The sequence below is a fragment of the Mesorhizobium sp. WSM4813 genome, assembly GCF_055811555.1.
Window position 1 is genome coordinate 77,305 of sequence record NZ_JBVVQU010000023.1, and the last position, 26,230, is coordinate 103,534.

Consider the following 26,230-nt stretch of genomic DNA (forward strand, 5'->3'; position numbering starts at 1 on the left):
GTGCCTTCCTCCGATCAAAGCCGTCGCGGCTGGCTTCGCCATGGTGCCTTGTCCGCAACGCCGGCGATTGGCAAAACATCCATGATATCCATTCTTCCTCGCAAAGACTGGCAGCGTCGCCGTTGCACTACCGCCTTATAACCATCGAAGCGCGCCGGACTTCCCAGCCCTCCCGTTCCAGTTCCGGCACGCTGTGGTTCTCGCTCGGGTAGCCGACGCAGAAGTAACCGATCAGCGTCCACTCCAGCGGCGCGTCCAGGATCGTCGCCATTTCGGCCGGATCGAGGATCGAGACCCAGCCCATGCCAATTCCTTCCGCGCGCGCCGCCAGCCAAAAGGTGTGGATCGCCATCACGGCCGAATATTCGATGGTCGCGGGCATGGTCAGGCGGCCGAGCCCATGCCCCTGTTCTGTCGCGCGGTCGGCGAAAACCGCGAATTGACAAGGCGCCTCGTTCAGGCCGGCGAGCTTCAGGCGCGCATAGAGCGCGGCGCGTTCGCCGCCAAACGATGCGAGCGCCTCCGCATTGCAGCGCTCAAAACATGCCCTGACGGCGGCGCGGCACTCCGCACTCTCGACCATGACGAAACGCCAGGGCTGGCTCAGCCCGACCGAGGGCGCAATGCTGGCGACGTCAAGCAGCCGATCCAGTGCGCCTTCCGGAAGCGGCGTCGGCTTGAATCGCCTGACGTCCCGCCGCCACAGGAAGAGGTTGACCAGCTCGGCGCGAAAATCGTCCGGGAATTCCGGGCCTGACGTCATGGGGGTCGTGTTGCCTTTGCTGAGTAGGGTAGTAGGGTAGTAGGGCAGTAAGGCAGTAAGGAAGTACGGAAGTCACGGCGGCGCGCATACCTACTGCCCTACTGCCCTACTCCCCTATGCAGCGGCCGCCGCCACCTTGCGGCCCAGGCCATCATGCAGGTCGAGGCAGCGCTCGAACCACTGCGCCACCACATCGCTGTCGTCGAGCAACCGGTAGGGCGAGGCGATGCGCGCCCATTGCAGCGCGCCGAAGACGATGTAGTCGGCAAACAGCGGTGATTGGCCGCCGATGAACGGCTGATAGGAGAGCATCGAGCGCAACGGCTCCAGCGAGGCGCGGAAGGCGCCAAGGCCGGCGTCGCGCGCCGCCATCACCTCTTCCAGGCTCTTGCCGAAGCGCTGCTCGCGGCTCTGCCGGAAATAGGCGGCGTTCGGCTCGTCCTGCATGGCGTGGAGGTCCATGATCGCCGCAGTGGTGACATAGGGGTGGATGGTCAGTTGCGACCAGCGTTCGATGAAGCGCGCCATCGCCTTGCCACCGTCGCCGCAAAACAATGTCGGCCGCTCGGGATAGGCCTCGTCGAGATAGAACGCGATGGCGAAAGAATCGGCGACCACCTTCTCGCCGTCGCGGATCACCGGAACGAGTTTCGAAGCGCCGCCTTCGACAGTGGGCACGTCGAGAAAACGCGTCGGCACGGTTGAGATATCAAGTCCCTTGTGGGCAAGCGCCATCGCCGCCTTCCAGCAATGCGGGCTGAACGGACGGGCGGCATCGCGTCCGACGAGGTCATAGAGCAGAATGGTCATTGGCGGCAGCTTCCTCGCGGTCTACTAGAGCGACGTGCGTCCACGTGGAAAGTACGCTCCAGCATTTCCGAAAACGGTATCGATTTTTGGGCCGATGCGGTAGGCACCCGAAACGGGGTCTCGGGGGTCGGGAGAAAAAGATGAAACAGCACTTCATGATGTTTGCGGCCTATAATCAATGGGCCAATAGCCGCATCTACGATGCCGCCGCCGATCTGGACGAGGAAGAATTTCACCGCAATGTCGGGGTTTTCTTCAGCTCGATGATGGGTACGCTCAACCATGTTCTGACTGCCGATCGCATCTGGATGAGGCGCTTTACCGGCGAGGGCGACGCGCCGGCCAGGCTCGACACGATCCTGCACCGCGCCTTGCCGGGCTTGCAGCTGGCGCGCGAGGCCGAAGACAAAAGGATCATCGACTGGGTCGGGGCGTTAAGCGACAAGGCTTTGTCCGGCCGCTTCTCCTACATGACCGTCTCCGACATGCGCACCGTCTCGCAGCGATTGGCGCCGGCGCTCGATCATTTCTTCAACCACCAGACCCATCACCGCGGCCAGGCGCACGCGATCCTGACCGTTCTTGGCCGGCCTTCGGTGCCGCTTGATCTGACGCTGTTCCAGCGCAGCGAAGAGGGCCGCGCCTTCGCCTGATTTGGGATTATCCGGATCAAATAGACAGGAAAACCCGTCGAAGACGAACAGCATCTTCGACGGCCATAGTCGCAAAGAGGCCTGGCCACGTGTCAGGCGGCGTATCCGCCCTGGCCGCGGGCGACCGGCTTGACCGAGACCGCCGGCTGAGCCGAAGGCCAGAGAATGCCTGCCGTCACCGCGAAGGTGATCAAGGCATCGCGCGCCGCTTCGGGCGAGATCTCACCGGCGCGTGCCGCCTCGCAGGCCTTCACCGCCGCCCCGTAGCTAAGGCGTCGCCGCGATGGCGGGAACTCGGTCAGGAACTCATGCATGTCGAAGAGCGAAGCGAGCATGCGCTTGTGGCCGGCGCCGACGGTAACGGCGACGGGGGTGAAAAATGTCGTGTCGTGCATTCTGGCCTCTTGAATTGTGACGGCGGACGCCGCTCTCCGACCTGGGTCGGACGCCCAGAAACGCGGATTGCGGCTTCAGGTTCCAATGTTGCCGAAATTTGGTTTCGCCACCAAGTCCCGTGGCATGAGCGCCGTGCCGAAGAGGCTGCCTATTTCCACATGTCACGCATGCGGGCGCCAAGGTCGACGCGCACCTGCGGCTGGCGGCGCGGATCGTCCTTGGCCTGGACGCTCGCCCATGATGTCTGTTCGAAGGCGCCGAGGATCGAGGCCGGGATGAAGCGGGTGCGCGAGGCGTAAACGTGGCGATCGCCGCGCGCCGCCTGGCCGTGGACGAAAAAGCGCTGCGGCATGACCAGGTGCAGGCCGTCCTTGGCCCGCGTCATCGCCACGTAGAGCAGGCGGCGCTCCTCGTCGATGTCCGCCTTCGAGCCGACGGCGAGGTCGATCGGGATGCAGCCGTCGACGGTGTTGAGCACGAAGACGTTCTTCCATTCCTGGCCCTTGGCCGAATGGATGGTCGACAGGATCAGATAGTCCTCGTCGCGATGCGGCGGCCCCGCCTCGTCGCTGGTTGCATCCGGCGGATCGAGCGTCAGCTCGGTGAGGAAACGCTCGCGCGAGGCATAGCCCGAGGCGATCTGTTCGAGCTGCAGAATGTCGGCCCGGCGCGTCGTTGCGTCCTCGTGGATGCGCTCGAGATGCGGCTCATACCAGAGCCTGACCTGTTCGAGATCAACAGGCCATTTTCCCGACCCGGTTCGAAGCTGCGAGAAAAGCGCGACGAAACCCTGCCAGTCGTCGGCGGCGCGTTGCGGCGGCCGGTAGCGCGCCAGCCCCATCGCTTCGTCGAGCGACGTGGCCATGGTATCGACGATCTGCGACGCCGCCGAAGGGCCGATGCCGGGCAAAAGCTGCAGCACGCGAAAACCGGCGACACGGTCGCGCGGGTTTTCGGCGAAGCGCAGCACCGCCAGTACGTCCTTGACATGGGCGGCGTCGAGGAACTTCAGCCCGCCGAACTTGACGAACGGGATGTTGCGGCGCGTCAGCTCGATCTCCAGCGGCCCGCTGTGGTGCGAGGCCCGAAACAGCACGGCCTGTGTCTTCAGCGCCGTGCCGGCCTCGCGCTCGGTCAGGATCGCGTGGCAGACGTAACTTGCCTGCTCGACTTCGTCGCGGACGCTGACCAGTTTCGGCTTTTCCGCCGATTTGCGCTCAGACCAGAGATTCTTGGTAAAGCGCTCCGATGCCTCGCCGATCACCGCGTTGGCGGCGGCCAGGATGGTCTCGGTCGAGCGATAGTTGCGCTCCAGCATGACGATCTCGGCCGGCCGGGCGAATTGTTTTGGAAAGTCGAAGATGTTGCGGACTTCCGCCGCGCGAAACGAATAGATCGACTGCGCATCGTCTCCGACCACCGTCAGCCCGGATCCGTCCGGCTTGAGTGCGGTGAGGATCGAGGCCTGCAGCCGGTTGGTGTCCTGGTATTCGTCGACCAGCACATGGTCGAAGCGCCCACCCAGATGCGCGGATATCTCTGGCTCGCCGGCCATCTGCGCCCAGTAGAGCAGCAGGTCGTCGTAATCGAGCACGTTCTGCGCCTGCTTGGCCTCGACATATCGGGCGAACAGCGCCTTAAGCTGTTCTGCCCAACCCGCGCACCAGGGAAACACCGAACCGAGAATCTCGCCGAGCGGCGCCTGCGCGTTGACGGCACGCGAGTAGATCGCCAGGCACGTGCCCTTGGTTGGAAAACGGGCTTCGGTTTTCGAGAATCCGAGTTCGTGCCGGGCGAGGTTCATCAGGTCGGCCGAATCCTCGCGGTCATGGATGGTGAAGGCCGGATCGAGGCCGATCTCCAGCGCATAGTCGCGCAGCAGCCTGGCGCCGATGCCGTGAAACGTGCCGGCCCAGCTCAGCGCATCGGTGATGATGGAAGCGTCCCGGCCGAGCACCTCGCCGGCGATGCGCTCGACCCGCTTGGCCATTTCCGATGCGGCGCGACGCGAAAACGTCATCAAAAGGATGCGCCTGGGATCGGCGCCCCTGACGATCAGATGCGCGACGCGATGCGCCAGCGTGCTGGTTTTGCCGGAGCCGGCCCCGGCGATCACCAGCAACGGCCCGGCGACCTTGCCGTCGCCATGCTCGACCGCAAGGCACTGCTCGGCATTCAGCTTCGCGAGATAGGCAGGCCGGAAGGTCGAATCACGGGCAGCGAGGTTCATCGCCCATCAAGCATCGTTTCCGCTTTGTTCGCAACGGTTTCGGCGCGAAAGTTGCGATCGATTCGTCTGTTTCCACTGGCGCACCAGCCGATGAACTGGACCTAACGCTCGGGCTCTGCGCCCATTGCCGCCGACTGCCGCCGCAGCGACTTGTCGTCATCGGGAGGCGGCAGCAACAGCGGATCGAAGTCGTCGGGCACTTCGTCAATGATTTCCCTTGTTATGCGGTAGGCCACGTAGATGGCGGCCCCGGCTATGAGCAGACGGATCATGATTTTCTCCACTGGTATGAACCAACCGAAGAGCCCGCGTTTTGTTCCTCGCTCTCTCGTTTTGTTCCCCGCTTTCCAAAGGCCCCGAGCTCTGCCTGAGGGTGCAACCAAATCGGCACCGTCTCGTTTGCCCGGTGACAGGAGGTTGCGATGAACAAGCTATCAATCTCGCTGGCCTTGGCGGCGGCGCTGGCCGTCGCGGCTTGCGATAACAACATCCCACCGACAAAGGCCCCCGGCGCCGATCAAAAGCCGCAGGTCGACCCTGCACCCAAGTCGACGTCAGGCGATGATCAACTCGGCAAGCCGCCGGCGCAGTGATGGAACGCAGAAAAAGTGGCCGGCGCCGCTTGGGAGGGAGCGATGACGCCGGCCAGGCGGGTATCAGGTCCGCCGCATACCTAGAGATAGCTGAGTCTTGCCGTTGCGTCATGGGGTGATCGCGGAAGACGACCGCATTGAACAGTCAATCAACTGACAAATGTGACAAAACCTGCAATTTTTCAGATGCGAGAAGTCGATGCTCGCCAGGCGCCGCGCCGTCGCAGCAGGTTCCCGGCCGGACCCAGGCCTGGCTCTATGATCCGGTGAGGCCGGCGATCGGATCTTTCCTCCCGCGGCATCAGGCAACCTGCCGCCGCCGGCCGTTTTCATGGCCTTATGCGGCCAACCGGCCGTCAAGGCCTTGCGAAGCGCCGACGTCCCGTGCAAAAGCGCGGCCATGCTGATTATTAACGACCTTTCGCTCCGCATGGCCGGACGCCTGCTTCTCGACCATGCCTCGCTGACCTTGCCGGCCGGCAGCAAGGCTGGGCTTGTCGGCCGCAACGGCACCGGCAAGACCACATTGTTCAAGGCGATCACCGGCGACCTCGCCTCCGAGACCGGTTCGATCAGCCTGCCGAAGAACACGCGCATCGGCCAGGTGGCGCAGGAAGCGCCCGGCACCGAGGAGCCGCTGATCGACATCGTGCTCAAGGCCGACCTTGAACGCTCCGCACTGCTCGAGGAGGAAAAGACGGCGACCGATCCGCACCGCATCGCGGACATCCACATGCGGCTGGCCGACATCGACGCCCATTCGGCCGAGTCGCGTGCCGCCACCATCCTCGCCGGCCTCGGCTTCGACGACGATGCCCAGCGGCGGCCAGCATCGTCGTTCTCCGGCGGCTGGCGCATGCGCGTTGCGCTCGCCGCTGTGCTGTTTGCCGAGCCCGATCTGCTGCTGCTCGATGAGCCGACCAACTATCTCGACCTCGAAGGCACGCTGTGGCTGGAAAACTACGTGTCGAAATATCCGCACACGGTGCTGCTGATCTCGCACGACCGCGACCTGCTCAACCGCGCCGTCAACTCGATCGTCCATCTCGACCAGAAGAAGCTGACCTTCTGGCGCGGCGGCTACGACCAGTTCGAGCGCCAATACACCGAGCAGCGCGAATTGCAGGAGAAGGGCAGAGTCAAGCAGGAAGCCGCGCGCAAGCACATGGAATCCTTCGTCGAGCGCTTCCGCGCCAAAGCTTCGAAGGCGAGACAGGCGCAGTCGCGGATCAAGGCGCTGGAGAAGATGAAGCCGATCGCCGCAATTGTGAACGACAACGTGCGGCCGTTCTCCTTTCCCGAGCCGGTGAAGACGGTGGCCTCGCCGATCATTGCGCTGAACAATGTGAATGTCGGCTATGTCGAGGGTGAGCCGATCCTGAAGAAGATGACGCTGCGCATCGATGCCGACGACCGCATCGCGTTGCTTGGCGCCAACGGCAACGGCAAGTCGACCTTCGCCAAATTGCTGTCCGGCCGGCTGAAGCAGGAGACCGGCACCGTGACGGTGGCACCGGGGCTTAAGGTGGCGATCTTTGCCCAGCATCAGCTCGACGATCTCCGGCCGAACGAAAATGCCTATGAGCATGTCCGCCGGCTGATGCCGGAAGCGCCGGAATCGAAAGTGCGCGGCCGCGTCGCCCAGTTCGGCCTGACCACCGAGAAGATGAACACCGCCGCCAAGGACCTGTCCGGCGGCGAAAAGGCGCGTCTGCTGATGGGCCTGTCGGCTTTCGAGGGGCCAAACCTGTTCATCCTCGACGAACCGACCAACCATCTCGACATCGACAGCCGTGAATCGCTGATCCATGCGCTGAACGAGTTTCCCGGCGCCGTCATCCTGATCTCGCACGACCGCCATCTGCTCGAGGCAACGGCCGACCGGCTGTGGCTGGTCAAGGACGGCACGGTCAATCCTTTTGACGGCGACCTCGATGACTACAAGACGCTGGTCACCGGTGTGTCCGGCGATCGCCGCGGCAAGCGCGAGGCCGAAAAAGCCTCGAAGGCTGACCGCCGCCGCGACGCGGCCGCGCGCCGCTCCGCCTTCGAGCCGCTGGCCAAGGAGATCCGCGCCACCGAAGCGCTGATGGACCGTATCCGCAAGCGCATCGACTTGATCGAGGACGAACTCGCCAACCCGGCGGTCTATGAAAAGGACCCGTCGACGGCGACACGGCTGGCCAAGGAGCGCTCACAGCTGGCCCAGACGCTGGCCGCCCATGAGGAAAAATGGCTGTCGATGTCGGCGGAATATGAGGAAGGCACGGCGGAGTAGCGCCATCTGGCCCTACACGCCGCCGCCATAAACGGCTAGTTTGGCCCTATGAATCAGCATGCCAAGCTCAGGATCGGCCATTCGGCCTGTCCGCATGATTGCCCGTCGACCTGTGCGCTCGAAGTTGAACTGCTCGACAGCAAGCGCATCGGCCGCGTTCACGGCGCCAAAGCCAACAGCTACACATCAGGCGTCATCTGCGCCAAGGTCGCCCGCTATGCCGACCGCGTCCATCACCCCGACCGCTTGTTGAAGCCACTGATCCGCGCCGGCGCCAAAGGCGGGGGCGTCTGGAAGGAAGCGAGCTGGGAGGCCGCACTCGACCTCGTCGCCGAAAAATTCATTGCGGCCGAGGCAAAATACGGCTCGGAGACGGTCTGGCCCTATTATTATGCCGGCACGATGGGGCTGGTGCAGCGCGACGGCATCGAGCGGCTGCGCCACGCCAAGAAGTACTCCGGCTTCTTCGGTTCGATATGCACCAATCTGGCCTGGACCGGCTGGATGATGGGCGCCGGCGCGCTGCGCGGTCCCGACCCGCGCGAGATGGCCAAGTCCGACTGCGTGGTGATCTGGGGCACCAATGCCGTGGTCACCCAGGTCAACGTCATGACCCACGCGATCAAGGCGCGCAAGGAACGCGGCGCAAAAATCGTCGTCATCGACGTCTACGAAAACGCGACGATGAAGCAGGCCGATCTCGGCCTGGTGCTGAAGCCCGGCACCGATGGCGCGCTGGCCTGCGCGGTGATGCATGTGCTGTTCCGTGACGGCATGGCAGACCGCGCCTATTTGGAAAAATACACCGACGACCCGCACGGTCTGGAAGCGCATCTTCAGACGAGGACGCCCCAATGGGCGGCTGATATCACCGGGCTTTCCGTCGACGAGATCGAGACCTTTGCTCGCCTCGTCGGCACGACGAAGAAAACCTATTTCCGCCTCGGCTACGGCTTCTCGCGCCAGCGCAACGGCTCCGTCAACATGCATGCCGCGGCCTCGATCGCCGCGGTCACCGGCTGCTGGCAGTATGAGGGCGGCGGCGCCTTCCATTCCAATTCGGGCATTTTCAAGCTGAACCAGGAATTGCTGGAAGGCACGCGGATGCGCGACCCCGCGATCCGCCATCTCGACCATTCGCGCATCGGCCCGGTGCTGACCGGGGCTGAGGATGCGCTCTATGGCGGCCCGCCAGTGACGGCGCTGCTGATCCAGAACACCAATCCGGTCAATGTCGCGCCGGAGCAGCGGCTGGTGAAGCAGGGTTTTCTGCGCGACGACCTGTTTGCCTGCGTGCACGAGCAGTTCATGACCGACACCGCAAAACTCGCCGATGTCGTGCTGCCGGCGACGATGTTTTTAGAGCATGACGACGTCTATAAGGGCGGCGGCAACCAGCACATCACGCTCGGGCCGAAGCTGATCGACCCGCCGGAAGGGCCGCGCAGCAACCATTTCGTCATCGAGGAACTCGGTAAAAGACTGGGTGTTGGCGACAAGCCGGGCTTCGGCATGACCGAGCAGCAGCATATCGACATCATTCTGGGCAAGCGCGGCCTGGGCAGTTTTTCGAGCCTCAAGGAAGAAAAGTGGCTCGATTTGCAGCCGGATTTCGAGGCGGCGCATTTTATCGACGGCTTCGGCCACGCGGACGGAAAATTCCGCTTCCGCGCCGACTGGACCGGGCAGGCGGCGCCCAACCGGCCGCCGAAAAGCATGGGCCTGTTCGGGCCGGTGGCAAGCCTGCCGGAATTCCCCGACCATGTCGACCTGATCGAGGTGGCGGATGAGGCGCATCAGTTCCGGCTGGCCACCTCGCCGGCGCGTAATTTCCTCAACTCGACTTTTTCGGAGACACCGGTATCGAAGGCCAAGGAGGGCCGGCCGGAACTGCTTTTGCATCCGGACGACGCAGCAGCCTATGGGCTGGCTAACGGCGACCGCGTCGAGATCGGCAATGCGCGCGGCGAAGTCGTGCTGCATGCAAGATTGTTCGACGGCATCAAGCGCGGTGTCGTCGTGGCCGAAGGCATCTGGCCGAACAGCGCCCACGAGCGCGGCGAGGGCATCAACGTCCTGACCGGCGCCGACGCGCCGGCGCCCTACGGCGGTGCGGCGTTTCACGACAACAAGGTGTGGCTGCGCCCGGCGAAGTGAAGCGTCGGAACGATATATCCATCCGGCCGTTTTTGCGTGGCGGTGGAGACATGGTGATGGCAGAAGCCTTGGCAGCGCCAGGCCCCATTGGAAGAACGCTTTCGCCCGGCGAACTGGTAACCACGATGTCGCACTTTCATCGCGCCGAGATTCTGCGCATGACGGGGTGGCGCGACCGCCTGGACCGGACGAGCAATTGGGCGATAACGGTCGTCGCGGCGATGTTGTCCGTCTCGCTTTCGACGGCCAGCGCGCATCACGGCGTGCTGCTTTTTGCCATGCTGCTTGTCTTGTTGCTGCTGTGGATAGAAGCGCGGCGATATCGCTTCTTCGACGTTTACCGGGCCCGCGTGCGCCAGTTCGAACGGCACTATTTCGCGCAGATATTCTCACCGCAGCCGGACTTCGCGTCCGATTGGCTGTTGGTCGTCGGCGAAAGCCTGCGCACTCCAAAATTCCTCATTTCGCAACGAGCGGCGTTGGCGCGCCGTCTGCGTCGAAACTACATCCACATGCTGCTGATCCTGCTGCTGGCCTGGATACTCAAACTGTCGACCCCCAGTCTTCTAACCGAAGGTGTCCGCATCGACTTCGTCAGTTCGGTGCGCGAGGTCATTGCCGGCGCTGCCCTGGGGCCCATTCCCGGCGTGGTCATCGTCGTGCTGGTCGCCGCCTTCTATGCCGGCCTGCTGGTCACGGCGTTCCTGACCGCCGGCGACGACGGCGAACTCTCCTTCGGTGACGTTCACGTCTAGAAACGCAAGCCGGTAGCCATGTGAAATTCATTTGCGCGTCAGCGGGGATCGAACCGATCGGTTCGCTCTATTGACGCATCGTGTAGGACGGAGTGAACGCCGGTTGAGCAAATGCCTGCGCTCCGCGGTGGGCCTATTCGCCTAACGAACCTGATAACAAACAGAAAAATTGTGGCGAAGGAAGCCTTTTGGCGGATTTCAAGCGCCCGATTCAGGGCGGAGCCGGAACATCTTTGTGATTGGAAATCGCAGCACTACCAACCCCTTCGGGGTGGTCCGAACGACGCGAAATCCTCCCAGGGCACGCCACAAGACGGACAACAAAACTGAAAATATGAAAATTCTGGAGTACCTGAAATGACCAAGATTGCTCTTACCGCCGCCGCCATCCTCATTGCCGCAGGCAGCGCCTTTGCCGGCAGCGACCATTATGGTTCGGACGGCGTCAACCAGCCGGCAGCGCCTGTTGGCAATGCGCCTGTTGGAAACGTAGACAACACGTTCACGGGTTCGATCCGCAAGCCGTTTGCGGCTGAGCACAATGCCGTCAACACCAACGCGACGACCCAGCCCGGAACGACTGAACCGGTCGTGCCCCAGTCCGGCCGGGGCAACTGGGGCCGCTAAGCCCTCAAACTCCGGAACTCAAAGAGCGGCGGGCTTGGCCCGCCGTTCTTGCCTTTGCATATCAAGTCTCAGCCTACAGCCGCGCATCTTTTTGGGCGCGCAAAGGACGCTGTAGCATTCGCGCATGATCCTTCCAAACCGAAGGTCGGTGCAGCAAAAATCGATTCCGATTCCCATGCTCTAGCGCAGATCCTTCTGCCAAACGCAGTGCGTCAGCCGCGCTTCACCGAGGCTTAGCCGTGCCCAGTCGCCGTCGAAGACGAAGCGGGCCAGGGCCGCTGTCGGGAATTTTTCTTCAAGCTTTTCGAGTGCCGCGGCATCCGATCCGACGCCGGCAAGCCGGCGCGCGAAATCCTCCAGACCGGGATTATGGCCGATCACCAAAAGGCTGCTTGTTGCCGCATTTGCCTGCCGTACCTTGGCGAGAACGTCTGCCGCACTGGCCTCGTAGAGCGCCTGGACAAATTTGGCCGGCGTTTTCGCCGGCAGTTCCGCCGAGACCAGCCGCCATGTGTCGCGGGTGCGCAGCGCCGGCGACACCAGCGCCAGGTCCGGCAGCCAGCCCTGCCTGGCCAGTTCGCGTCCGACCAGCGGGGCGGCCTTCAGCCCGCGCGCGGAAAGCGGCCGGTCGAAGTCGATAAGGTCAGGATCGTCCCAGCTCGACTTGGCGTGGCGCAGAAGAAGGAGTTGCTTCATGAGTTCAATTTAGGACCAAGGAATGTCGGGCTGAAAGTCTTTCCCATATCCGCCCCCATGTTTTGTGCCCATGGCGGTATCAAAAGCCGCCCAAAGCGCACCAAAGATGAACAAACCTACGCTCCGTTCATCCTTATCCCACCTGACCGAAATGTCTGCTTCAGTAATGGCCCAATCGCCCGATCGAATGTGAATTGCATCGATGACAGAACCTACTCGCCCGTCCTCGATTCGATACAGATAGAAGTATGCCGTGGCATTCCTTGGATTGTCCGCCTCATCATATTCGAAAACGCCGGCCAAATCGCCTGTTCTCCGGATTGCGCTATCAAAAAGCACCCATTGAAATGCCTGCGATCAAAATAGCGTCGAGACGTCGCGCGCGCCATGAACGACACGGACGATCTCGATTTGCTGTTCGGTCAGGCGATAGAGCACGAGATAGTTGCCGATCGTCAACGCGCGCGCTCCGCGAGCGATATCTGGTCTACGCGGCCCCGACTCGGGAAGGCCGGCAAGCTGAAGGATGCGCTCGGCGACGACGTCCAGAAAATGATCGGCGGCTCGCGGGCTCTCCTCGGCGATAGCAAGCCAGATATCGATAAGATCATTTTCCGCCGCCGGGCTGCGGATGATCGGCATGCCGGCCATGAGCTATTTCTTGACAGCGTCGACGAGCCGGCCGCGGGCTCTCCGCTTGATGTCCTCGATGTCGAAAGGCGCGAACGGGCCGCTCTCCAGCCCTTCCGTCCAGGCTTTCCGCAGCCGTTCCGCTTCCGCCTCGCGCAAGGGCTGGCGAAGGCGCCATTCGCGGAGCGCCTCGCGGATCACTTCGCTTGCCGAACCGTATTGCCCGCTGGCCACCGCGCCCTTGACCATGTCCAGCAGTTCCGGGGAAAGCGCCACGCTGACTTTTTCGACTGTCGCCATCAAACTGTCTCCTTGGCAAGACGGTAGCAAATATTGCTACCGTCTTCAAGAATGGTTCTAGGGCGTGATGCGCGCCAACTGCTCGAGGTCGGTCTCCTCGCGCAGCGGATCGGGCGCCATGACCACGGCGGTGCTGTTGTCGGCATCGTCGGCGAAATGGGCAAGCACGGTACGGCCGCCTTCCATCCGCGCCTTGCCTTCGGCGACCAGCCCGAGCGCCAGCGGATAAACCCGGTGCTCGGCCTTCAGCACCCGCGCGGCAAGCGTGTCCTCGTTGTCGCCGACCATCACCGGCACGGCCGCCTGGGCGATGATCGGGCCGTCATCCATGTCCACCGTGACGAAATGCACCGTGCAGCCATGGATGCGGATGCCCGCGCGGATAGCTCGCGCATGCGTATCCAGCCCCTTGAAGGCCGGCAACAGGGCAGGGTGGATGTTGATCATCCGTCCCAGCCATTTCTCGACGAAGCGCGCGCCGAGGATGCGCATGTAACCGGCCAGCGCCACGATCTCGGCGCCGAACGAGACAAGTGCCGCGTCGATCGCCCCGTCATGCGCTTCCTTGCTGGTATAGTCGGCTCGCGAAATCACCTTGGTGGCGATGCCGCGCGCCGCGGCGATACCGAGACCGGCGGCATTGGCCCGGTCGGAAATGACGCCGACGATCTCGGCCGGATAGTCCGGGTTGCTGGCCGCGGCGATCAGCGCCGTCATGTTGGAGCCGCGTCCCGAAATCAGCACCACGGTGCGTTTGCGCATGCTCATAGGCCGATCGAGCCCCGATAGATCACGCCGGCGTCGCGGCGCGGCACGATGCGGCCGATCGGCGTCACGCTCTCGCCGGCCTCCTGCAGCACGGCCGCGACCTGTGCGGCCTGGCCGGAGGCGACGGCGAGGATCATGCCGACGCCGCAATTGAAGGCGCGCATCATCTCTTCGGGCGCCACGCCGCCGGTCTTCGCCAGCCATGAGAATACCGCCGGCACCTCGATGGCGTCGAGGTCGAGCTCGGCCGAAAAATCCTTCGGCAGGACGCGCGGGATGTTTTCCGGGAAACCGCCGCCGGTGATATGGGCCAGCGCCTTGATGCCATGCGTGTTACGGATCGCCTTGAGGATCGACTTGACGTAGATCCGGGTCGGCTCGAGCAGCGCCTCGGCCAGCGTGGCTTCATCGTTGAAGGGCGCTGGATCGGTCCACGCGAGGCCGCTGGTGGCGACAATGCGGCGGACCAGCGAAAAGCCATTTGAATGCACGCCCGACGAGGCCAGCCCCAACAGCACATCACCCTCGACGAGGTCGTCGGTCGGCAGCAACTGGCCGCGTTCGGCCGCGCCCACGGCAAAGCCGGCAAGATCGTAGTCGTTGCCGTGATACATGCCGGGCATTTCCGCCGTCTCGCCGCCGATCAGCGCGCATCCGGCCTGCCGGCAGCCCTCGGCGATACCGCCGACGATCGAAGCACCCTGGTCTGGATCGAGCTTGCCGGTGGCGAAATAGTCGAGGAAGAACAATGGCTCGGCGCCCTGCACGACGATATCGTTGACGCACATGGCGACGAGGTCGATGCCGATCGTATCGTGCTTGCCCGCATCGATGGCGATCTTCAGCTTGGTGCCGACGCCGTCATTGGCAGCGACCAGCACCGGGTCGGTGAAGCCGGCGGCCTTGAGGTCGAACAGGCCGCCAAAGCCGCCGATCTCGCCATCGGCGCCCGGCCGGCGCGTCGCACGCACCAGCGGCTTGATCTTCTCGACCATGAGATTGCCGGCATCGATGTCGACACCCGCCTCGGCATAGGTGAGCCCGTTCTTGCGCTTGCTCATCACTCTTTCCTGCTTTCCGGGGCTCTTCGCATGAACGGCTGCGCCTCGCAAGGATAACGGCTGGCTCAGGCACTTTCGGCATCACAAAAGAGTGGACAGAGGCTTCAGGCAAATCTCCAACATTGGCGATTGGCGAAGGCCTTGAAGACAGCCAATCTCTTCCCAAGAGCGGAGATTGGCAGCTTCTGCGTCGCTCTCACTTGCCGTAGCCTCTCATCTCCATCATGTATCATCAAAACAGAAGCGACGGGATATGCGTTTGACCATCCCCAACATGATCACGATCATGCGTTTCGTGCTGGTGCCGGGCGTGGTGCTGGCCATGCTGCAGGCGCGCTGGGATTGGGCTTTCGCCGGCTTTCTCATCGCCGGCATTTCCGACGGTGTCGACGGCTTCATCGCCCGCCATTTCAACCAGTTTTCGCGGCTTGGCGCCTATCTCGATCCGATGGCCGACAAATTGCTGCTGGTTTCTGTGTTCGTGGTGCTGGGCTTCATTGGTGAATTGCCGCTGTGGCTGGTCATCACCATGGTGTCGCGCGATGCGCTGATCGTCTGCGCCGTCGTTTTGTCCACCGTCATGGCACACCCGGTCGAGATGAAACCGCTGTTCGTGTCGAAGGCCAACACCGCCGTCCAGATCGGGCTGGCGGCGGTAGTGCTGGGCGAACTGGCCCTCGCCATTAATCTCGACCCACTCAGGCCGGTGCTCATATTGCTGTCCGGGGTCTTGACCGTGGCTTCGGCCGCGGCCTATCTCGTGGCTTGGCTGAGGCATATGAGCGGCTATGGCGAAGGCTCCAAACCGGGCACCTGACCAGGACATCGACGCGGCAGCCGAGGCTGCGGCTGCCGATGCTGCCGCGTCTGGCGTGTTTCGCCGCCAAATCCGCTTCTGGCTGATCAGCGCCATCATCCTCGCGATCTTCCTCTATGTCTTCAGCGGCATCCTGCTGCCGTTCGTCGCCGGCATGGTGCTCGCCTACTTCCTCGACCCGGTCGCAGACCGGCTGCAGCGGCTCGGCCTGTCCAGGCTGATGGCGACGATTGTCATCCTGTTTGCCTTCATCGTCGTTCTGGTGCTGGCCTTCGTCATCCTCATTCCGGTACTGGCTTCGCAGATGGCCGATTTCGCCAGCAAGCTGCCGGAATACCTGACCCGCCTGCAGACCCTGATCACCAGTTTCGATCCGAGATGGCTGGAAGAGAAATTCGGCGTTGACGCCAATGGCCTGCGCGAAGGGTTGAATTCGCTACTGACCTCCGGCTTTGGTCTCCTGACCACGGTGTTCACCTCGATCTGGAGCTCCGGCGTGGCGCTGGTGTCGGTGGTCAGCCTGTTCGTCGTCACGCCCGTCGTCGCCTTCTACATGCTGCTCGACTGGGACCGCATGGTGGCGATTGTCGACAGCTGGGTTCCGCGCGACTATGTCCAGACCGTCAGGGCAATCGCCAACGACATCAACACCTCCACCGCCGGCTTTGTGCGCGGGCAGGGCACGCTGTGCCTGGTACTGGGCGCCATGTACGCCATCGGGCTGACTCTGACCGGCCTGAATTTCGCCATCCTCATCGGCCTGTTCGCCGGGCTGATCTCCTTCATCCCCTATGTTGGCTCGCTGACCGGGCTGGTGCTGGCCGTCGGCGTCGCCTTCGTCCAGTTCTGGCCGGACTGGACCATGGTCGCGGCGGTGGCCGGCGTGTTCTTCGTCGGCCAATTCATCGAGGGCAACATCCTGCAGCCGAGGCTGGTGGGAAAAAGCGTCGGCCTGCATCCGGTGTGGCTGATGTTTTCGCTGTTTGCCTTCGGCGCGCTGTTCGGCTTCGTCGGCTTGCTGATCGCCGTGCCGGCCTCGGCCGCTGTTGCCGTTCTGGTGCGCTTTGCCATCGCCCGCTATCTCGAGTCGCCGCTTTACAAGGGCCACAACACCGAACCTGTCCCGCCGCTACCGGCGCGTCGCCGCGGGAGCGGTGGGCCGCGCAGTTGAGCCAGATGCCGGACGACAAGATCGACCCGCCGCGCCAGTTGCCGCTCGATCTCGGCCACGGCACCGGCTATTCGCGCGACGAGCTCGTCGTCTCCGGCACCAACAGCCAGGCGGTGTCGCTGGTCGATCGCTGGCCGGACTGGCCGTCGCCGGTGATCGTGCTCGCCGGTCCGGCGGGCTCTGGAAAAACCCACCTGGCGTCGATCTGGCGCGCCCGCGCCGGCGCAGTGAAGATCGACGCCGGGCGGATCGGCGACTGCATGGCGAGCCTCGGCGCGCGGCCGGCCCTGATCGACGATGTCGATGCCAGTCCGGTCGATGAACAGGGGCTGTTCCATCTGATCAACGCGGTGCGCGGGGCCGGCTCGACCCTGCTCTTGACCGCGCGGCGCTTTCCGGCCGCCTGGGGCGTCAGGCTTCCGGACCTCGCCTCGCGGCTGAAGGTGGTGGCGACGGTGGAGATCCATGAGCCCGACGATCTCTTGCTGGCCGGCGTCATCACCAAACTGTTCGCCGACCGCCAGGTCGAGGTCGAGCCGCATGTCGTGCAATATCTGGTGCGCCGCATCGAGCGCTCGCTGGCAACCGCGATGCGGGTGGTCGAGCGGCTGGATCGCACGGCACTGGAGCGCAAGACGCCGATCACGAGGGCGCTGGCCGCCGAAACCGTCAGCGCCATGGATGAGGGGCAGGGCGAGTTCGAGATTTAAAGATCGCCGAGCGTGATCAAAGTGACGCGGCAGGGTAGGCGACCCGCTCCGAGCAACCATGTTTCCTATTCATCGGGCGATTACGTCAGCGAAAGCGAAGTCATCCGCGATGGCCTTCGCACGCTCGCCCAGCGTGACGCGGCTGTAGAGCGGTGGTTGCGCGAGGAAGTCGTACCGACGATGAAGGCTGTTGACGCAGACCCATCGCAACTGATGAACCTGGAAGAGGCGAAGAAACTCCTGCACGCCCATGTCGATGCTATCGTGGCTAAAGCCTCGCGCTCATGACGCACCAGGTAGTGTTCAGCGCGGCGGCCGAGAAGGATGTGGCCGAGCTGCTGGCCTATCTTGTGCCGGAGGCTGGAGAAAGAACTGCACGGGCCTGGGTCGACCGACTGATTGTCTACTGTGAGGGGTTGGCCACATTCCCTGAGCGCGGTACTCGCCGGGATGACATAACCCGGCTCTGCGTACGGTTGGTTTTCGGCGGCGTGCGACGATAGCCTTTCGCGTGGATGGCAACACTGTTGTCATCTTGCGCATGCTCCATGGCGGCCGCGCCTTGGAGGCGGTCGAGGACATAGACGGCGAATAGATCTTCGCGATTCATTGACCCCGGCCGGTGTCCCGTTTTGGGAGCCAGTGCTGGCATCGGTCTTGCAACGTCAACCTTGCCGGCTAACCCCGGTCCTGATTGCGTATCAAATCAGGTTGTAGGCTCGCCGGGAGATGAGGCGGTTGGGGTTCTCTTCCCGGCGAGCTTGCCTTCGATGACGGTCGGTAGTCGCGTGTACTGGCAACCGCGCCCACGGATAGTCGCAATCCCGCTCCGCCTTTGGCCGTTGTAATGGACCGTTGATTTCCTCTACGGCGACGATGGCCTGAAGCGCCTGCGGTAATCGCCCGGCGCCAGGCCGGTGATCCTGGCGAACACTTTGCGGAAGGAGCCGGGATCGTCATAGCCGACATCCCAGGCGATCTGGTCGATGGATCGGGTTGTCGCTTCCAGCATCTCACGCGCCTTGCCGACGCGCAGGTGTTGGCAATACTCGGTCGGCTTGAGGCCGGTGGCGTTGCGAAAGCGGCGCAAAAAAGTCCGCTCCTCCAAGGCCGCATGCTCCGCCATGGTGGCAAGCGTCACATCGCGCGCGCCTCTCGCCTGGAGCCAGTGCTGCACCTTGAGGATGGCCTCGTCGCCATGGTTCAGCCTGGGAGCAAAGGGGCTGTAGAAGCGTTGCTCGCGCCCCGGCGGGTCCACCAGCATGAAACGGGCGGTCCCTATCATGACGGTCGGCCCGAGCACCCGGTCGACGAGCTTCAGGCCGAGATCGGTCCAGGCCATGTAGCCGCCGGCTGTGATGATGTCGCCATCGTCGATGACCAGCTTGTCGGCATCGAGTAGGATGTCGGGAAAGCGCACCGCCAGCGCGTCGCGATAGGCCCAGTGCGTGGTCGCCGCACGGCCCGACAGCAGGCCGGTCTCGGCAAGCACGAAGGCGCCGGCGCAGACCGAGCCGAGCGTCGCGCCTGCCGCATGGCGGGCCCTGAGCCAGTCGGCATAGGGCGCGGCCGCCTCGCGCGGGATCGGATCACCCAGGGTCGGAGGCAAGATGACCATGGCAGGTCCATGGCCGGGGCCAGGCTCGTTGTCGAAGCTGCGGATGACCGTTTGGCTCGCCTCTTGCCACTGCCAATGGCTGACGCGAAGCCTCAGCGCGTCCGGCGACCGTTCGGAAGCCAGCCGGTTGGCCAGCTGGAACAGATCGGTGAGGCCCAACACTGCCGCTTCCTGAACACCCGGATACACCACAAGCCCGATTTCGACCGGATCACGCGCCGCAATCATCTGTCAGTTTTGCCTTGTTCAATGTCTGCTTTGCCAATCCGCACCATGACTCCGTCGCGATAGGCTTGTCCACAGAAGGAATGAACCTTCCCCCACCAATTCAGTCACCTGCATCAGGGAGTAAGATGATGAGCACATTCACCACCAAGGACGGCACCGAGATTTTCTACAAGGATTGGGGCACAGGCCAGCCAATCGTTTTCCATCACGGCTGGCCGCTCAGCGCCGATGACTGGGACAACCAGATGCTGTTCTTCCTCGACAAGGGCTATCGCGTGATCGCGCATGACCGGCGCGGGCACGGTCGCTCGACACAGACGGCGACCGGTAACGAGATGGACACCTATGCCGCCGATGTCGCGGCTCTGGTCGCTCACCTTGATCTCAAGAACGCCGTCCATATCGGCCATTCGACCGGCGGCGGCGAGGTGGCGCGTTACGTTGCCCGCTACGGTGGCGAGGGACGCGTCGGCAAGGCGGTGCTGATCGGCGCGGTGCCGCCGATCATGGTCAAGACCGACAGCAACCCCGGCGGCCTGCCGATCGAGGTCTTCGACGGCTATCGTGCCGCTTTGGTCGCCAACCGCGCGCAGTTCTACAGGGATGTGCCGGCTGGCCCGTTCTACGGCTTCAATCGCGAGGGCGCCAAGGTCTCGCAAGGGGCTGTCGACAATTGGTGGCGCCAGGGCATGATGGGCGGGGCCAAGGCCCATTACGACTGCATCGAGGCTTTTTCGGAGACCGACTTTACGGAGGACCTGAAGAAGCTCAACGTGCCTGTCCTCATCATGCACGGCGATGACGACCAGATCGTGCCGATTGCCGACTCCGCTCTGCTTGCAGCCAAGCTGGTGAAACACGGCACGCTCAAGGTCTACAAAGGCCTGCCGCATGGCATGTGCACCACTCACCCGGAGATCATCAATCCGGATCTCCTGGCGTTCATCCAAAGCTGACGGTTCGGAGCTTCAGGCGGGCACGCTCGGAAATCTGGGCTGCCCGTCGGGTTTTTCAGTGCTTCGTCGGCCGCAGAGGCAGTCCGGCGCAGGTGCGCCGGCAGCATGGCCGATGATTTCCGCTGAATGGATGGTCGGAGTGGAGAGATTCGAACTCCCGACCCTCTGGTCCCAAACCAGATGCGCTACCAGGCTGCGCTACACTCCGAGTCCTTGGCGGCGTATAGGGTTCCGGGCTTGGCTGCGCAACCCCTTAAAAGACGAAAACGGAACAAACGGCAGGTCCGGGCCGAGAGCGGAGCGGAAAATGCCAGCCCGCGCAACGGCAGCGCCCGCCCCAGGAACCCAGGTTGCTGTCCACTCAGACCTTCACCAAGGCTGCCGTCGCATACGTGAAAGCGACGCCGACCGCGAGCCCACCCATGACCTCGCACGATCATCGTCGGTGGCCCGCCGGCAGGCATCGGGCCTTGCCGCAGGCGTCATTGCGCAGTAATGACGGGAATACAGCGGCGGGTGCCGCCGCTTGCACGTAGTAATGAGGTGTCCATGTCCGCGCGCATTTTCAGCCCAGCCAAAACCGCGATGCAGTCCGGCAAAGCCAAGACCGGCCACTGGGTGCTGGAATTCGATCCCGAGATGCGCAAGAAAATCGATCCGCTGATGGGCTACACCACATCGGGTGACATGCGGAGCCAGATCAGGCTCACCTTCGACACAAGGGAAGAGGCGGTGGCCTATGCGGAGAAAGAGGGGCTGGCCTTCCGTGTCGAGGAGCCGAAGGAATCCAAGCGCCGCCAGATTTCCTATGCGGAGAATTTCCGCTATGACCGCAGGACGCCCTGGACGCATTGACCGGCAAATGCCGAGCGCGCCCAGCGCGTAATTCAGCCGGCCCTTGGCGTCGGCCCAGCGGTCCCGTAGCTCAGCTGGATAGAGCACCGGCCTTCTAAGCCGATGGTCACAGGTTCGAATCCTGTCGGGATCGCCAGTATTTTCAGTGCCCTTCCCGAGAAATGGGTGACAGTTCATTCCGGAGACATGGGTTTCGGCCTCATTGGGATCCAGGCGGGCTGCGGGAACCCAAGGGGTCGCGGGGGGCTTCGCGCGTGCCTGATCCAGTTGTAGATCAGGCGATTACCGCGGTCCCGACACGGCGTACCACGGGGACACTGTCTCGATCAGAGCGGCATTGAACCAAATTCGGCAGGCTGCGCCTGATTTGGCAGCATCCAACGACGAGCGAGCCAGTTATCCTCGCCTTCTACCAGATGTTGGTGGCCCCTCATTCCACGAAATCACTTGTTGATCTTTCCCCGAAATGTGCCGCTCCCGCACACGGACACGCGGTTAACCTTCGACCTCCACGAATAATGCTGTGACACTCTTTCGTAGCTCGAAGTTTCTAGCAACGTTTTGACCTCCTCATGGAACCGTTTAGCCACCAAAGAGTTGCGTCTGAAACTAGGCGGACCATTATGGCAACCCGAGATAGGGACCGTGGCTTTCGAGAGTTGATCGGTTCGGAAGACAATCGCCGGAAGCTACGCAAACGATTAAGTCTGGAAGCCGATCAAACTCTGCCACCGAGGCTTGTCGCATTAGCTGTGAAGCTTCAGGAGGAGCTTGAGCGGCGAGAGCAAGTGTTGGCTGACGACAACCACCGGCGGCCCTAAGTTCCTCCCATAGTGTCTCATTTAGGTGATCGTGATGGCAAAGCGTGACAGGGCCGTGCACAAGTGCCTTCCCGAGGCCGTTCGGGAGTTGATCGGTACCGAGACATTCGTCGTCACGTAATAAGCTGTTTGGGCTGAACGTCGAAGCAGAACTGCCGCCAACCCTCGCTTCATTGCTTGAGGCGATCGGTAAGGCCAGTCGCGACGAAACCCCATAACTGCTCTAGGTTCCCCTCACTGGTTTCACCCTCCGGTCAACATTGAGACCGACCGACCCACCTCGCTCGTTGAGAGTTTTAACCGAGCCGCCGTCACCTCGACAACTAGGCGGGGTCGTTAACTGCCTGCTGGAGACGCGACGCAGCGGCAGCCTATCCTTTTTTCACGATTCGCGAACCGGGCAATCCCGACCCACCTCGCGCTCGGTAACCGCTTGATCGCCCCGTCGCGCTTTAGGTGCGGCGGGCTTTTTGTTTCGGTATGGAACACTGGCACGCGCAAGACGTTCGCCTCCTGCAGCAATATTTCCTTGTGCACATAGGAATGCTGCGAGATCGGATTGTCCCCTCCGATCAGCCCGCGTCCTTAACCTCCGTGGGCGCGGGCTTCTTCGTTCATGGAACGAAACGATCAAGGCTCGTCGGACGTGCAGCCCCTGCGCGTTGGCACGGGCAATGCGTGTTCAGCCTCGATCGCGTCGGTCAGCGCGCTCTGAATTCACGATGATGCACGGTCATGCAACCACCGCCATGTCTTCGCGTTTAGCCACTTCAATTCTGGAGAAGCGACAAAGATGCCGGCGTTTATACCGATTACGATTTACCTGAATCACAAATCGATGCTGGTTGCGTCGATACCTGATGCTGAGACCGCGCTTCAGCAACCATGGCCATTCATGGACAAGCCGTCCCGACTTGAGGCAATCCGAATGGTTGAGGAATGCCTGGCCGGACATTGCAGTCACCAAGCTGCGTTCGCCGCTTTCGAGGCGGCTGCAACTGAACAGGGACTTCGTAAGCAGAAGCCTCCAAGCGAAGGCCTCAAGAAATTCGACGGGGTTGCTGAAGATCTGATGTGAGGTCGTGCTCGCCCGCTCGCAGATCTTCCGCGAGGGCGCATCTCGGGTCTGCGATTCTGCAACGGGGTGCGGTTTTTTGGTGTATAATAATGCTGCACGAACAAAATCTCTGGGCGAAGGGGGTTTGTCATGCCGCTTCGTGGAAGAGCAGAGGATTCGGGTGTTTTCAACCCGTCCGAGCTGGCGCTACTTGGCCGCGTGTTCAATCGTTTGAAGATTGACGGCCAATCGGAACAACAGCGCGAGTCGCTCGCGTCCCGAATTATTGCCAATTACATGGCGGGAGTGGTGGACGAGGAAGAACTTCTGTCGGCTTCGAAACAAGCGCTGGGGCGGTAGGCCGGGTAAAGCAAGCTAACCGAGTTTGACCCTTCCAACCGCCAGTTGGTAGACGCGACGCAGCCGGCGCGCGTAGGATTCCCTACGAGCCGGGCACACCCACCCCCGCCCACCCTGTGCCTGGTGAACGACTGATTGCCCGCCGTGCCGAAAGGTGCGGCGGGCTTTTTTGCTTTGCGCAAGTTGCGAAGTCGGATTAGCTCCGCAAGTCCATCCGGAGGGTCACATGCCGATTTATCGGAAAGCTAAAGAAGCTGGCGTCTTCAATCCGTCCGATGTCGCCCTGCTTGGCCGCGTTTTCGACCGGCTCAAGATCGAGGGGCAATCCGAACAGCGACGTGAGGCGCTTGCATCCCGAGTCCTTGCCAACTATTTGGCTGGTATCACGGATGAAGACGAGCTTGTCTCGGTTTCCAAACTGCCGCTGGGGCGGTGAGCTAGTGATGACTGTGCGTCACCCGATCGAGGGAGCGGCGGGCTCCGGCCAAATTCTCGGCCAGAATCTCTAGCAGGGCTTCGCTTTCCGGGAGGATAAGTCCCGGCGCTCATGCTCGACAACTCTGTCTTGAAAGGACAGCGCCTTCTCATAGTGCGTGACGAGGCTGGAATATAGATGTTGCATGGTGCTTCTCCCTCGTTGGGCGAAAGCACGTTGCTCGCTCTCAAGCGCTCAATTGCCGGAAGGTATGGGCGACCGGGAAACCCTACTCTCCTTAGGGGCAAAACGCCACCATAAGCCCACCGTGCCGAAAAGTGCCAACTGCCGGTTGGTAGACGCGACGCAGCCGGCCGCATATGATTTTTCACGATCCGCGCACCGGGCGCACCCACCCCCGTCCAACCCCGCGCTCGGTGATCGCTTGATCGACCCGTCGCTCTCCTGTGCGGCGGGTTTTTTTGTTTCCGGATGGAACAGTTGGTTGGAGGGGAAGTTCGCTCCTTCCGGCATCTCTTGTGCAGAAATGCCGCGAGATCTGTTCGGAGATTCGGATGAACGTGCATAGGGTTGGTCCTATTGAAGAGCACGCAATCGCCGCAATTCTCAACCGCGCGGACCGTGGGGGACACCGTTTCGGTCAAAGCGACATTGAACCATATCCGGCACGCTGCGCCTGATCTGGTTGCATCCAACGACGAGTTAGTGGAGGCTATTATAGAGGCAGCTATCGCCTTAGGCCTGTCCGTGGCTTCCGATGCGGGTGAGTAGTAGCTGTCAATTTCGCCCGTCAGTTGTCCTCGCCCCTCTACCAGTTGTTCGCGGCCCCATGTACGAAATTGGTTGTTGATTTTTACAAGCGGCGTGCCAACAAATGGGTGCTTGGGTTATGTCCAGGGGAGGCCTCAGGTGGACATTGGGACGGACTGCCAGCGTATGGCCATGGAGCTTGTGCACGAGGCCATCCAGAAGGTCCCGCACGGTGGCGCAGTCTCCGTCAAGGCAGTTATAGCTGCGGTTCGCAAAGATGGCCCTCATCTCGCAATCAGTGACACGGCCCTGCTCGACCTTGTTGTAGCGACCGCTCCGGCGTTTGGACGCGCAGTAGCCTTCGACCTTAACGAATAATGCTGTGGCAACTCATCCGGCCGCTTCGGGGAACCCTTCAGCAACCAATGAGTTGCGTAAAAAGCTAAGGCAAACCGTTATGGCTACCCGAGATAGGGATAATCGTTCCTTCCGAGAATTGATCAGTTCGGAAGATAATCGTCGGAAGTTGCGTAAGCAGCTAGGTCTGGAGAACGACCGACCTTTGCCGCCGAAGCTTGCTGCTTTAGCGGTGGAGCTTCAGGAGGAGCTTGAGCGGCGAGAGCAAGAATGGGCTGAGGAGACCGCGGCTGCCCTAGTTCCCAGCAACGTGCCGCATTTTTTCAGCCCCTCGGTCAGCGTGAGAACTGAGCCTCCCGATCAGACGCGCAGCGTCGACACTGCTGAGGCAGCAGTTGAGGAACTCCTGAACTGCACTAAGCGTGGCCCCAAGAGGAACCTCGCGCTGCGCGTTTGCATTGCCGTGATTGCCGACAAGATGGAAGCTGAGGAGGCCCGTAAGGCATTCCTGGCTGCTGCCCAGGAGGAAGGGGTATTGCGCCACTTCGGTTAGGTCTCCGGGAAAACTGTGCCCGCGCCAGCCCCTCTCCGGTCGGCCCGCTCAGAAATTTCTACCAAACATTCCGACCCACTCTAGTTGTCCCTCAATGACAACGCTTTGGTTCGTCCGTCCGGTGTTCGTGAAGACTGAAACGGACGGCGGCAGGCATGGCTGTAACAATGCGAGGGCAGCCCTTGAGCAGCTCAAGAGTTGGACCCGGAGAGGACCTCGCTGGCACAAGGCGTGGACGCTTTGCCTGTCAGCGCTGGAGGGCGATCCAATTGACCCGCATGTAATCCGGAAGGCTTTCGTGGCTGCCGCTAAGGAGGCGGAGATGTATCTCGCGCCCGAGTAGGAGGTGTCATGGCTCTTCATTGGTTCGGTCACCATCGAGACCGACCGACCTGGGCTCACCTACGGCTGCAACAGCGTCGAAGGTGCCGCCGCGAAACTCATGAAGTGGAGCAAGCGGGGGCCAGAGTGGAGGAAGGCGGTCGAGGCCTGCAAGGCCGTCCATGATGGCGAGGGCACAGCCGACGACGTAAGAAAGGCCTTCGAAGCTGCGGCTAAGGAGGGAAGGTTGCTACGCTCCTCTAGCTAACGCGATCCAACCGCCGGTTTGCTAGACGCGACTCAGGCGGCGCGCATAGGGCGCACCGGGCACACCACCCCCGCCCGCGCCGGCTGGCGACCTTTTGGCCTCAGGCTAAGCTATGAGTACGCCTCCGGCGAAGGCCGCCTTGCGCGAGCGTGGCAGGGTAGCGAGGCTGCGCTCTTAAGGTCGTCCTTACGAGCGTAGTTAGCAGCACAGCATGAGCCATGTGACGTTATTGACC

At 62.3% G+C, this 26,230-nt stretch carries 31 protein-coding genes and 2 tRNA genes; 20 read left to right on the top strand and 13 right to left on the bottom strand.

The window, feature by feature from the left end; genetic code table 11:
- Positions 1-127: 127 nt before the first annotated feature.
- Positions 128-763 carry a 5,6-dimethylbenzimidazole synthase gene (gene bluB / locus AC0L25_RS15695; RefSeq protein WP_473596334.1) on the bottom strand — a complete coding sequence of 212 codons (636 nt, stop codon included), beginning with the start codon at positions 761-763 and terminating at the stop codon, positions 128-130.
- A 114-nt stretch (positions 764-877) separates the two neighbouring features.
- Complete coding sequence (locus tag AC0L25_RS15700; RefSeq protein ID WP_473596335.1) at positions 878-1,573, bottom strand: glutathione S-transferase family protein; 696 nt, start codon at positions 1,571-1,573, stop codon at positions 878-880.
- Between the two features lie 140 nt (positions 1,574-1,713).
- On the opposite strand from AC0L25_RS15700, the gene AC0L25_RS15705 reads away from it, so the two are divergent.
- Positions 1,714-2,226: a DinB family protein gene (locus AC0L25_RS15705; protein WP_473596336.1), complete on the top strand. Its 513-nt coding sequence runs from the start codon at positions 1,714-1,716 to the stop codon at positions 2,224-2,226.
- 92 nt (positions 2,227-2,318) lie between these two features.
- On the opposite strand, the gene AC0L25_RS15710 is transcribed toward AC0L25_RS15705, so the two are convergent.
- The 3 genes from AC0L25_RS15710 to AC0L25_RS15720 form a co-directional block, all read right to left on the bottom strand.
- Complete coding sequence (locus AC0L25_RS15710; RefSeq protein WP_473596337.1) at positions 2,319-2,621, bottom strand: DUF982 domain-containing protein; 303 nt, start codon at positions 2,619-2,621, stop codon at positions 2,319-2,321.
- A 149-nt stretch (positions 2,622-2,770) separates the two neighbouring features.
- The gene (locus AC0L25_RS15715; protein ID WP_473596338.1) at positions 2,771-4,852 is read right to left on the bottom strand and encodes an ATP-dependent helicase; all 2,082 of its coding nucleotides are present in this window, start codon (positions 4,850-4,852) and stop codon (positions 2,771-2,773) included.
- A 101-nt stretch (positions 4,853-4,953) separates the two neighbouring features.
- Positions 4,954-5,124 (bottom strand): hypothetical protein, encoded by a 171-nt coding sequence (locus AC0L25_RS15720; RefSeq protein ID WP_473596339.1) that lies wholly within the window; start codon positions 5,122-5,124, stop codon positions 4,954-4,956.
- A 150-nt stretch (positions 5,125-5,274) separates the two neighbouring features.
- Between AC0L25_RS15720 and AC0L25_RS15725 the strand changes: the two genes are divergently transcribed.
- The 5 genes from AC0L25_RS15725 to AC0L25_RS15745 all read left to right on the top strand — a co-directional run bounded on the left by AC0L25_RS15725 (position 5,275) and on the right by AC0L25_RS15745 (position 11,262).
- The gene (locus AC0L25_RS15725) at positions 5,275-5,445 is read left to right on the top strand and encodes a hypothetical protein (protein ID WP_473596340.1); all 171 of its coding nucleotides are present in this window, start codon (positions 5,275-5,277) and stop codon (positions 5,443-5,445) included.
- Between the two features lie 400 nt (positions 5,446-5,845).
- Positions 5,846-7,723 (top strand): ABC-F family ATP-binding cassette domain-containing protein, encoded by a 1,878-nt coding sequence (locus tag AC0L25_RS15730; protein WP_473596341.1) that lies wholly within the window; start codon positions 5,846-5,848, stop codon positions 7,721-7,723.
- A gap of 48 nt (positions 7,724-7,771) precedes the next feature.
- On the top strand, positions 7,772-9,880 hold the full coding sequence (locus AC0L25_RS15735; protein ID WP_473596342.1) for a molybdopterin-containing oxidoreductase family protein: 2,109 nt from the start codon (positions 7,772-7,774) through the stop codon (positions 9,878-9,880).
- A 56-nt stretch (positions 9,881-9,936) separates the two neighbouring features.
- Positions 9,937-10,635 (top strand): DUF2270 domain-containing protein, encoded by a 699-nt coding sequence (locus AC0L25_RS15740; protein ID WP_473596343.1) that lies wholly within the window; start codon positions 9,937-9,939, stop codon positions 10,633-10,635.
- A gap of 357 nt (positions 10,636-10,992) precedes the next feature.
- Positions 10,993-11,262 carry a DUF680 domain-containing protein gene (locus AC0L25_RS15745; protein WP_473596344.1) on the top strand — a complete coding sequence of 90 codons (270 nt, stop codon included), beginning with the start codon at positions 10,993-10,995 and terminating at the stop codon, positions 11,260-11,262.
- Between the two features lie 180 nt (positions 11,263-11,442).
- On the opposite strand, the gene AC0L25_RS15750 is transcribed toward AC0L25_RS15745, so the two are convergent.
- From AC0L25_RS15750 to purM, 6 genes are read right to left on the bottom strand one after another with little or no spacing between them, the layout of a single operon-like run.
- Positions 11,443-11,958 (bottom strand): SixA phosphatase family protein, encoded by a 516-nt coding sequence (locus AC0L25_RS15750; RefSeq protein WP_473596345.1) that lies wholly within the window; start codon positions 11,956-11,958, stop codon positions 11,443-11,445.
- 9 nt (positions 11,959-11,967) lie between these two features.
- Positions 11,968-12,261 carry a hypothetical protein gene (locus AC0L25_RS15755; protein WP_473596346.1) on the bottom strand — a complete coding sequence of 98 codons (294 nt, stop codon included), beginning with the start codon at positions 12,259-12,261 and terminating at the stop codon, positions 11,968-11,970.
- Positions 12,262-12,315: 54 nt separating this feature from the next.
- Positions 12,316-12,609: a type II toxin-antitoxin system RelE/ParE family toxin gene (locus AC0L25_RS15760; protein WP_473596347.1), complete on the bottom strand. Its 294-nt coding sequence runs from the start codon at positions 12,607-12,609 to the stop codon at positions 12,316-12,318.
- A gap of 3 nt (positions 12,610-12,612) precedes the next feature.
- Positions 12,613-12,888, bottom strand: coding sequence for a type II toxin-antitoxin system ParD family antitoxin (locus tag AC0L25_RS15765; RefSeq protein WP_254022331.1), 276 nt, complete (start codon positions 12,886-12,888; stop codon positions 12,613-12,615).
- Positions 12,889-12,945: 57 nt separating this feature from the next.
- A complete protein-coding gene (purN, locus tag AC0L25_RS15770; RefSeq protein WP_473596348.1) occupies positions 12,946-13,656 on the bottom strand; it encodes a phosphoribosylglycinamide formyltransferase in 711 nt (236 codons plus the stop codon).
- Positions 13,653-14,717 (bottom strand): phosphoribosylformylglycinamidine cyclo-ligase, encoded by a 1,065-nt coding sequence (gene purM / locus AC0L25_RS15775; protein ID WP_473596349.1) that lies wholly within the window; start codon positions 14,715-14,717, stop codon positions 13,653-13,655. Before purM ends, purN begins: the two co-directional genes overlap by 4 nt.
- 259 nt (positions 14,718-14,976) lie before the next feature.
- On the opposite strand from purM, the gene AC0L25_RS15780 reads away from it, so the two are divergent.
- The 5 genes from AC0L25_RS15780 to AC0L25_RS15800 are packed head-to-tail and all read left to right on the top strand — an operon-like array spanning position 14,977 to position 17,918.
- Positions 14,977-15,534 carry a CDP-alcohol phosphatidyltransferase family protein gene (locus AC0L25_RS15780; RefSeq protein WP_352955796.1) on the top strand — a complete coding sequence of 186 codons (558 nt, stop codon included), beginning with the start codon at positions 14,977-14,979 and terminating at the stop codon, positions 15,532-15,534.
- Positions 15,506-16,705 (top strand): AI-2E family transporter, encoded by a 1,200-nt coding sequence (locus tag AC0L25_RS15785; protein WP_473596350.1) that lies wholly within the window; start codon positions 15,506-15,508, stop codon positions 16,703-16,705. The genes AC0L25_RS15780 and AC0L25_RS15785 overlap by 29 nt, the downstream gene beginning before the upstream one ends.
- A gap of 5 nt (positions 16,706-16,710) precedes the next feature.
- Positions 16,711-17,415 carry a DnaA regulatory inactivator HdaA gene (gene hdaA, locus AC0L25_RS15790; RefSeq protein ID WP_473596362.1) on the top strand — a complete coding sequence of 235 codons (705 nt, stop codon included), beginning with the start codon at positions 16,711-16,713 and terminating at the stop codon, positions 17,413-17,415.
- Positions 17,416-17,427: 12 nt separating this feature from the next.
- Positions 17,428-17,703, top strand: a complete 276-nt coding sequence (locus AC0L25_RS15795; RefSeq protein ID WP_473596351.1) for a ribbon-helix-helix domain-containing protein — start codon at positions 17,428-17,430, stop codon at positions 17,701-17,703.
- The gene (locus tag AC0L25_RS15800) at positions 17,700-17,918 is read left to right on the top strand and encodes a type II toxin-antitoxin system RelE/ParE family toxin (protein ID WP_473596352.1); all 219 of its coding nucleotides are present in this window, start codon (positions 17,700-17,702) and stop codon (positions 17,916-17,918) included. The genes AC0L25_RS15795 and AC0L25_RS15800 overlap by 4 nt, the downstream gene beginning before the upstream one ends.
- Positions 17,919-18,280: 362 nt before the next feature.
- Here AC0L25_RS15800 and AC0L25_RS15805 read toward each other — a convergent pair whose 3' ends face one another.
- A complete protein-coding gene (locus tag AC0L25_RS15805; RefSeq protein WP_473596353.1) occupies positions 18,281-19,261 on the bottom strand; it encodes a GlxA family transcriptional regulator in 981 nt (326 codons plus the stop codon).
- A 128-nt stretch (positions 19,262-19,389) separates the two neighbouring features.
- Between AC0L25_RS15805 and AC0L25_RS15810 the strand changes: the two genes are divergently transcribed.
- The gene (locus tag AC0L25_RS15810; RefSeq protein WP_473596354.1) at positions 19,390-20,217 is read left to right on the top strand and encodes an alpha/beta fold hydrolase; all 828 of its coding nucleotides are present in this window, start codon (positions 19,390-19,392) and stop codon (positions 20,215-20,217) included.
- A 131-nt stretch (positions 20,218-20,348) separates the two neighbouring features.
- Here AC0L25_RS15810 and AC0L25_RS15815 read toward each other — a convergent pair.
- Positions 20,349-20,425: transfer RNA gene (locus tag AC0L25_RS15815), tRNA-Pro, on the bottom strand.
- 341 nt (positions 20,426-20,766) lie between these two features.
- Between AC0L25_RS15815 and AC0L25_RS15820 the strand changes: the two genes are divergently transcribed.
- The 8 genes from AC0L25_RS15820 (at position 20,767) to AC0L25_RS15855 (ending at position 25,995) form a co-directional block, all read left to right on the top strand.
- Positions 20,767-21,072 carry an ETC complex I subunit gene (locus AC0L25_RS15820; RefSeq protein ID WP_127320127.1) on the top strand — a complete coding sequence of 102 codons (306 nt, stop codon included), beginning with the start codon at positions 20,767-20,769 and terminating at the stop codon, positions 21,070-21,072.
- Positions 21,073-21,131: 59 nt separating this feature from the next.
- Positions 21,132-21,208: transfer RNA gene (locus AC0L25_RS15825), tRNA-Arg, on the top strand.
- A 1,478-nt stretch (positions 21,209-22,686) separates the two neighbouring features.
- Positions 22,687-22,971, top strand: coding sequence for a DUF982 domain-containing protein (locus tag AC0L25_RS15830; RefSeq protein ID WP_473596355.1), 285 nt, complete (start codon positions 22,687-22,689; stop codon positions 22,969-22,971).
- 129 nt (positions 22,972-23,100) lie between these two features.
- Positions 23,101-23,310 carry a hypothetical protein gene (locus AC0L25_RS15835; protein WP_352962406.1) on the top strand — a complete coding sequence of 70 codons (210 nt, stop codon included), beginning with the start codon at positions 23,101-23,103 and terminating at the stop codon, positions 23,308-23,310.
- A 226-nt stretch (positions 23,311-23,536) separates the two neighbouring features.
- Positions 23,537-23,746, top strand: a complete 210-nt coding sequence (locus tag AC0L25_RS15840; protein WP_473596356.1) for a hypothetical protein — start codon at positions 23,537-23,539, stop codon at positions 23,744-23,746.
- A 1,207-nt stretch (positions 23,747-24,953) separates the two neighbouring features.
- A complete protein-coding gene (locus AC0L25_RS15845) occupies positions 24,954-25,406 on the top strand; it encodes a DUF982 domain-containing protein (RefSeq protein WP_473596357.1) in 453 nt (150 codons plus the stop codon).
- Positions 25,407-25,500: 94 nt separating this feature from the next.
- Complete coding sequence (locus AC0L25_RS15850; RefSeq protein ID WP_352951707.1) at positions 25,501-25,749, top strand: DUF982 domain-containing protein; 249 nt, start codon at positions 25,501-25,503, stop codon at positions 25,747-25,749.
- 3 nt (positions 25,750-25,752) lie between these two features.
- On the top strand, positions 25,753-25,995 hold the full coding sequence (locus AC0L25_RS15855) for a DUF982 domain-containing protein (protein ID WP_473596358.1): 243 nt from the start codon (positions 25,753-25,755) through the stop codon (positions 25,993-25,995).
- The last annotated feature ends 235 nt before the right edge of the window (positions 25,996-26,230 follow it).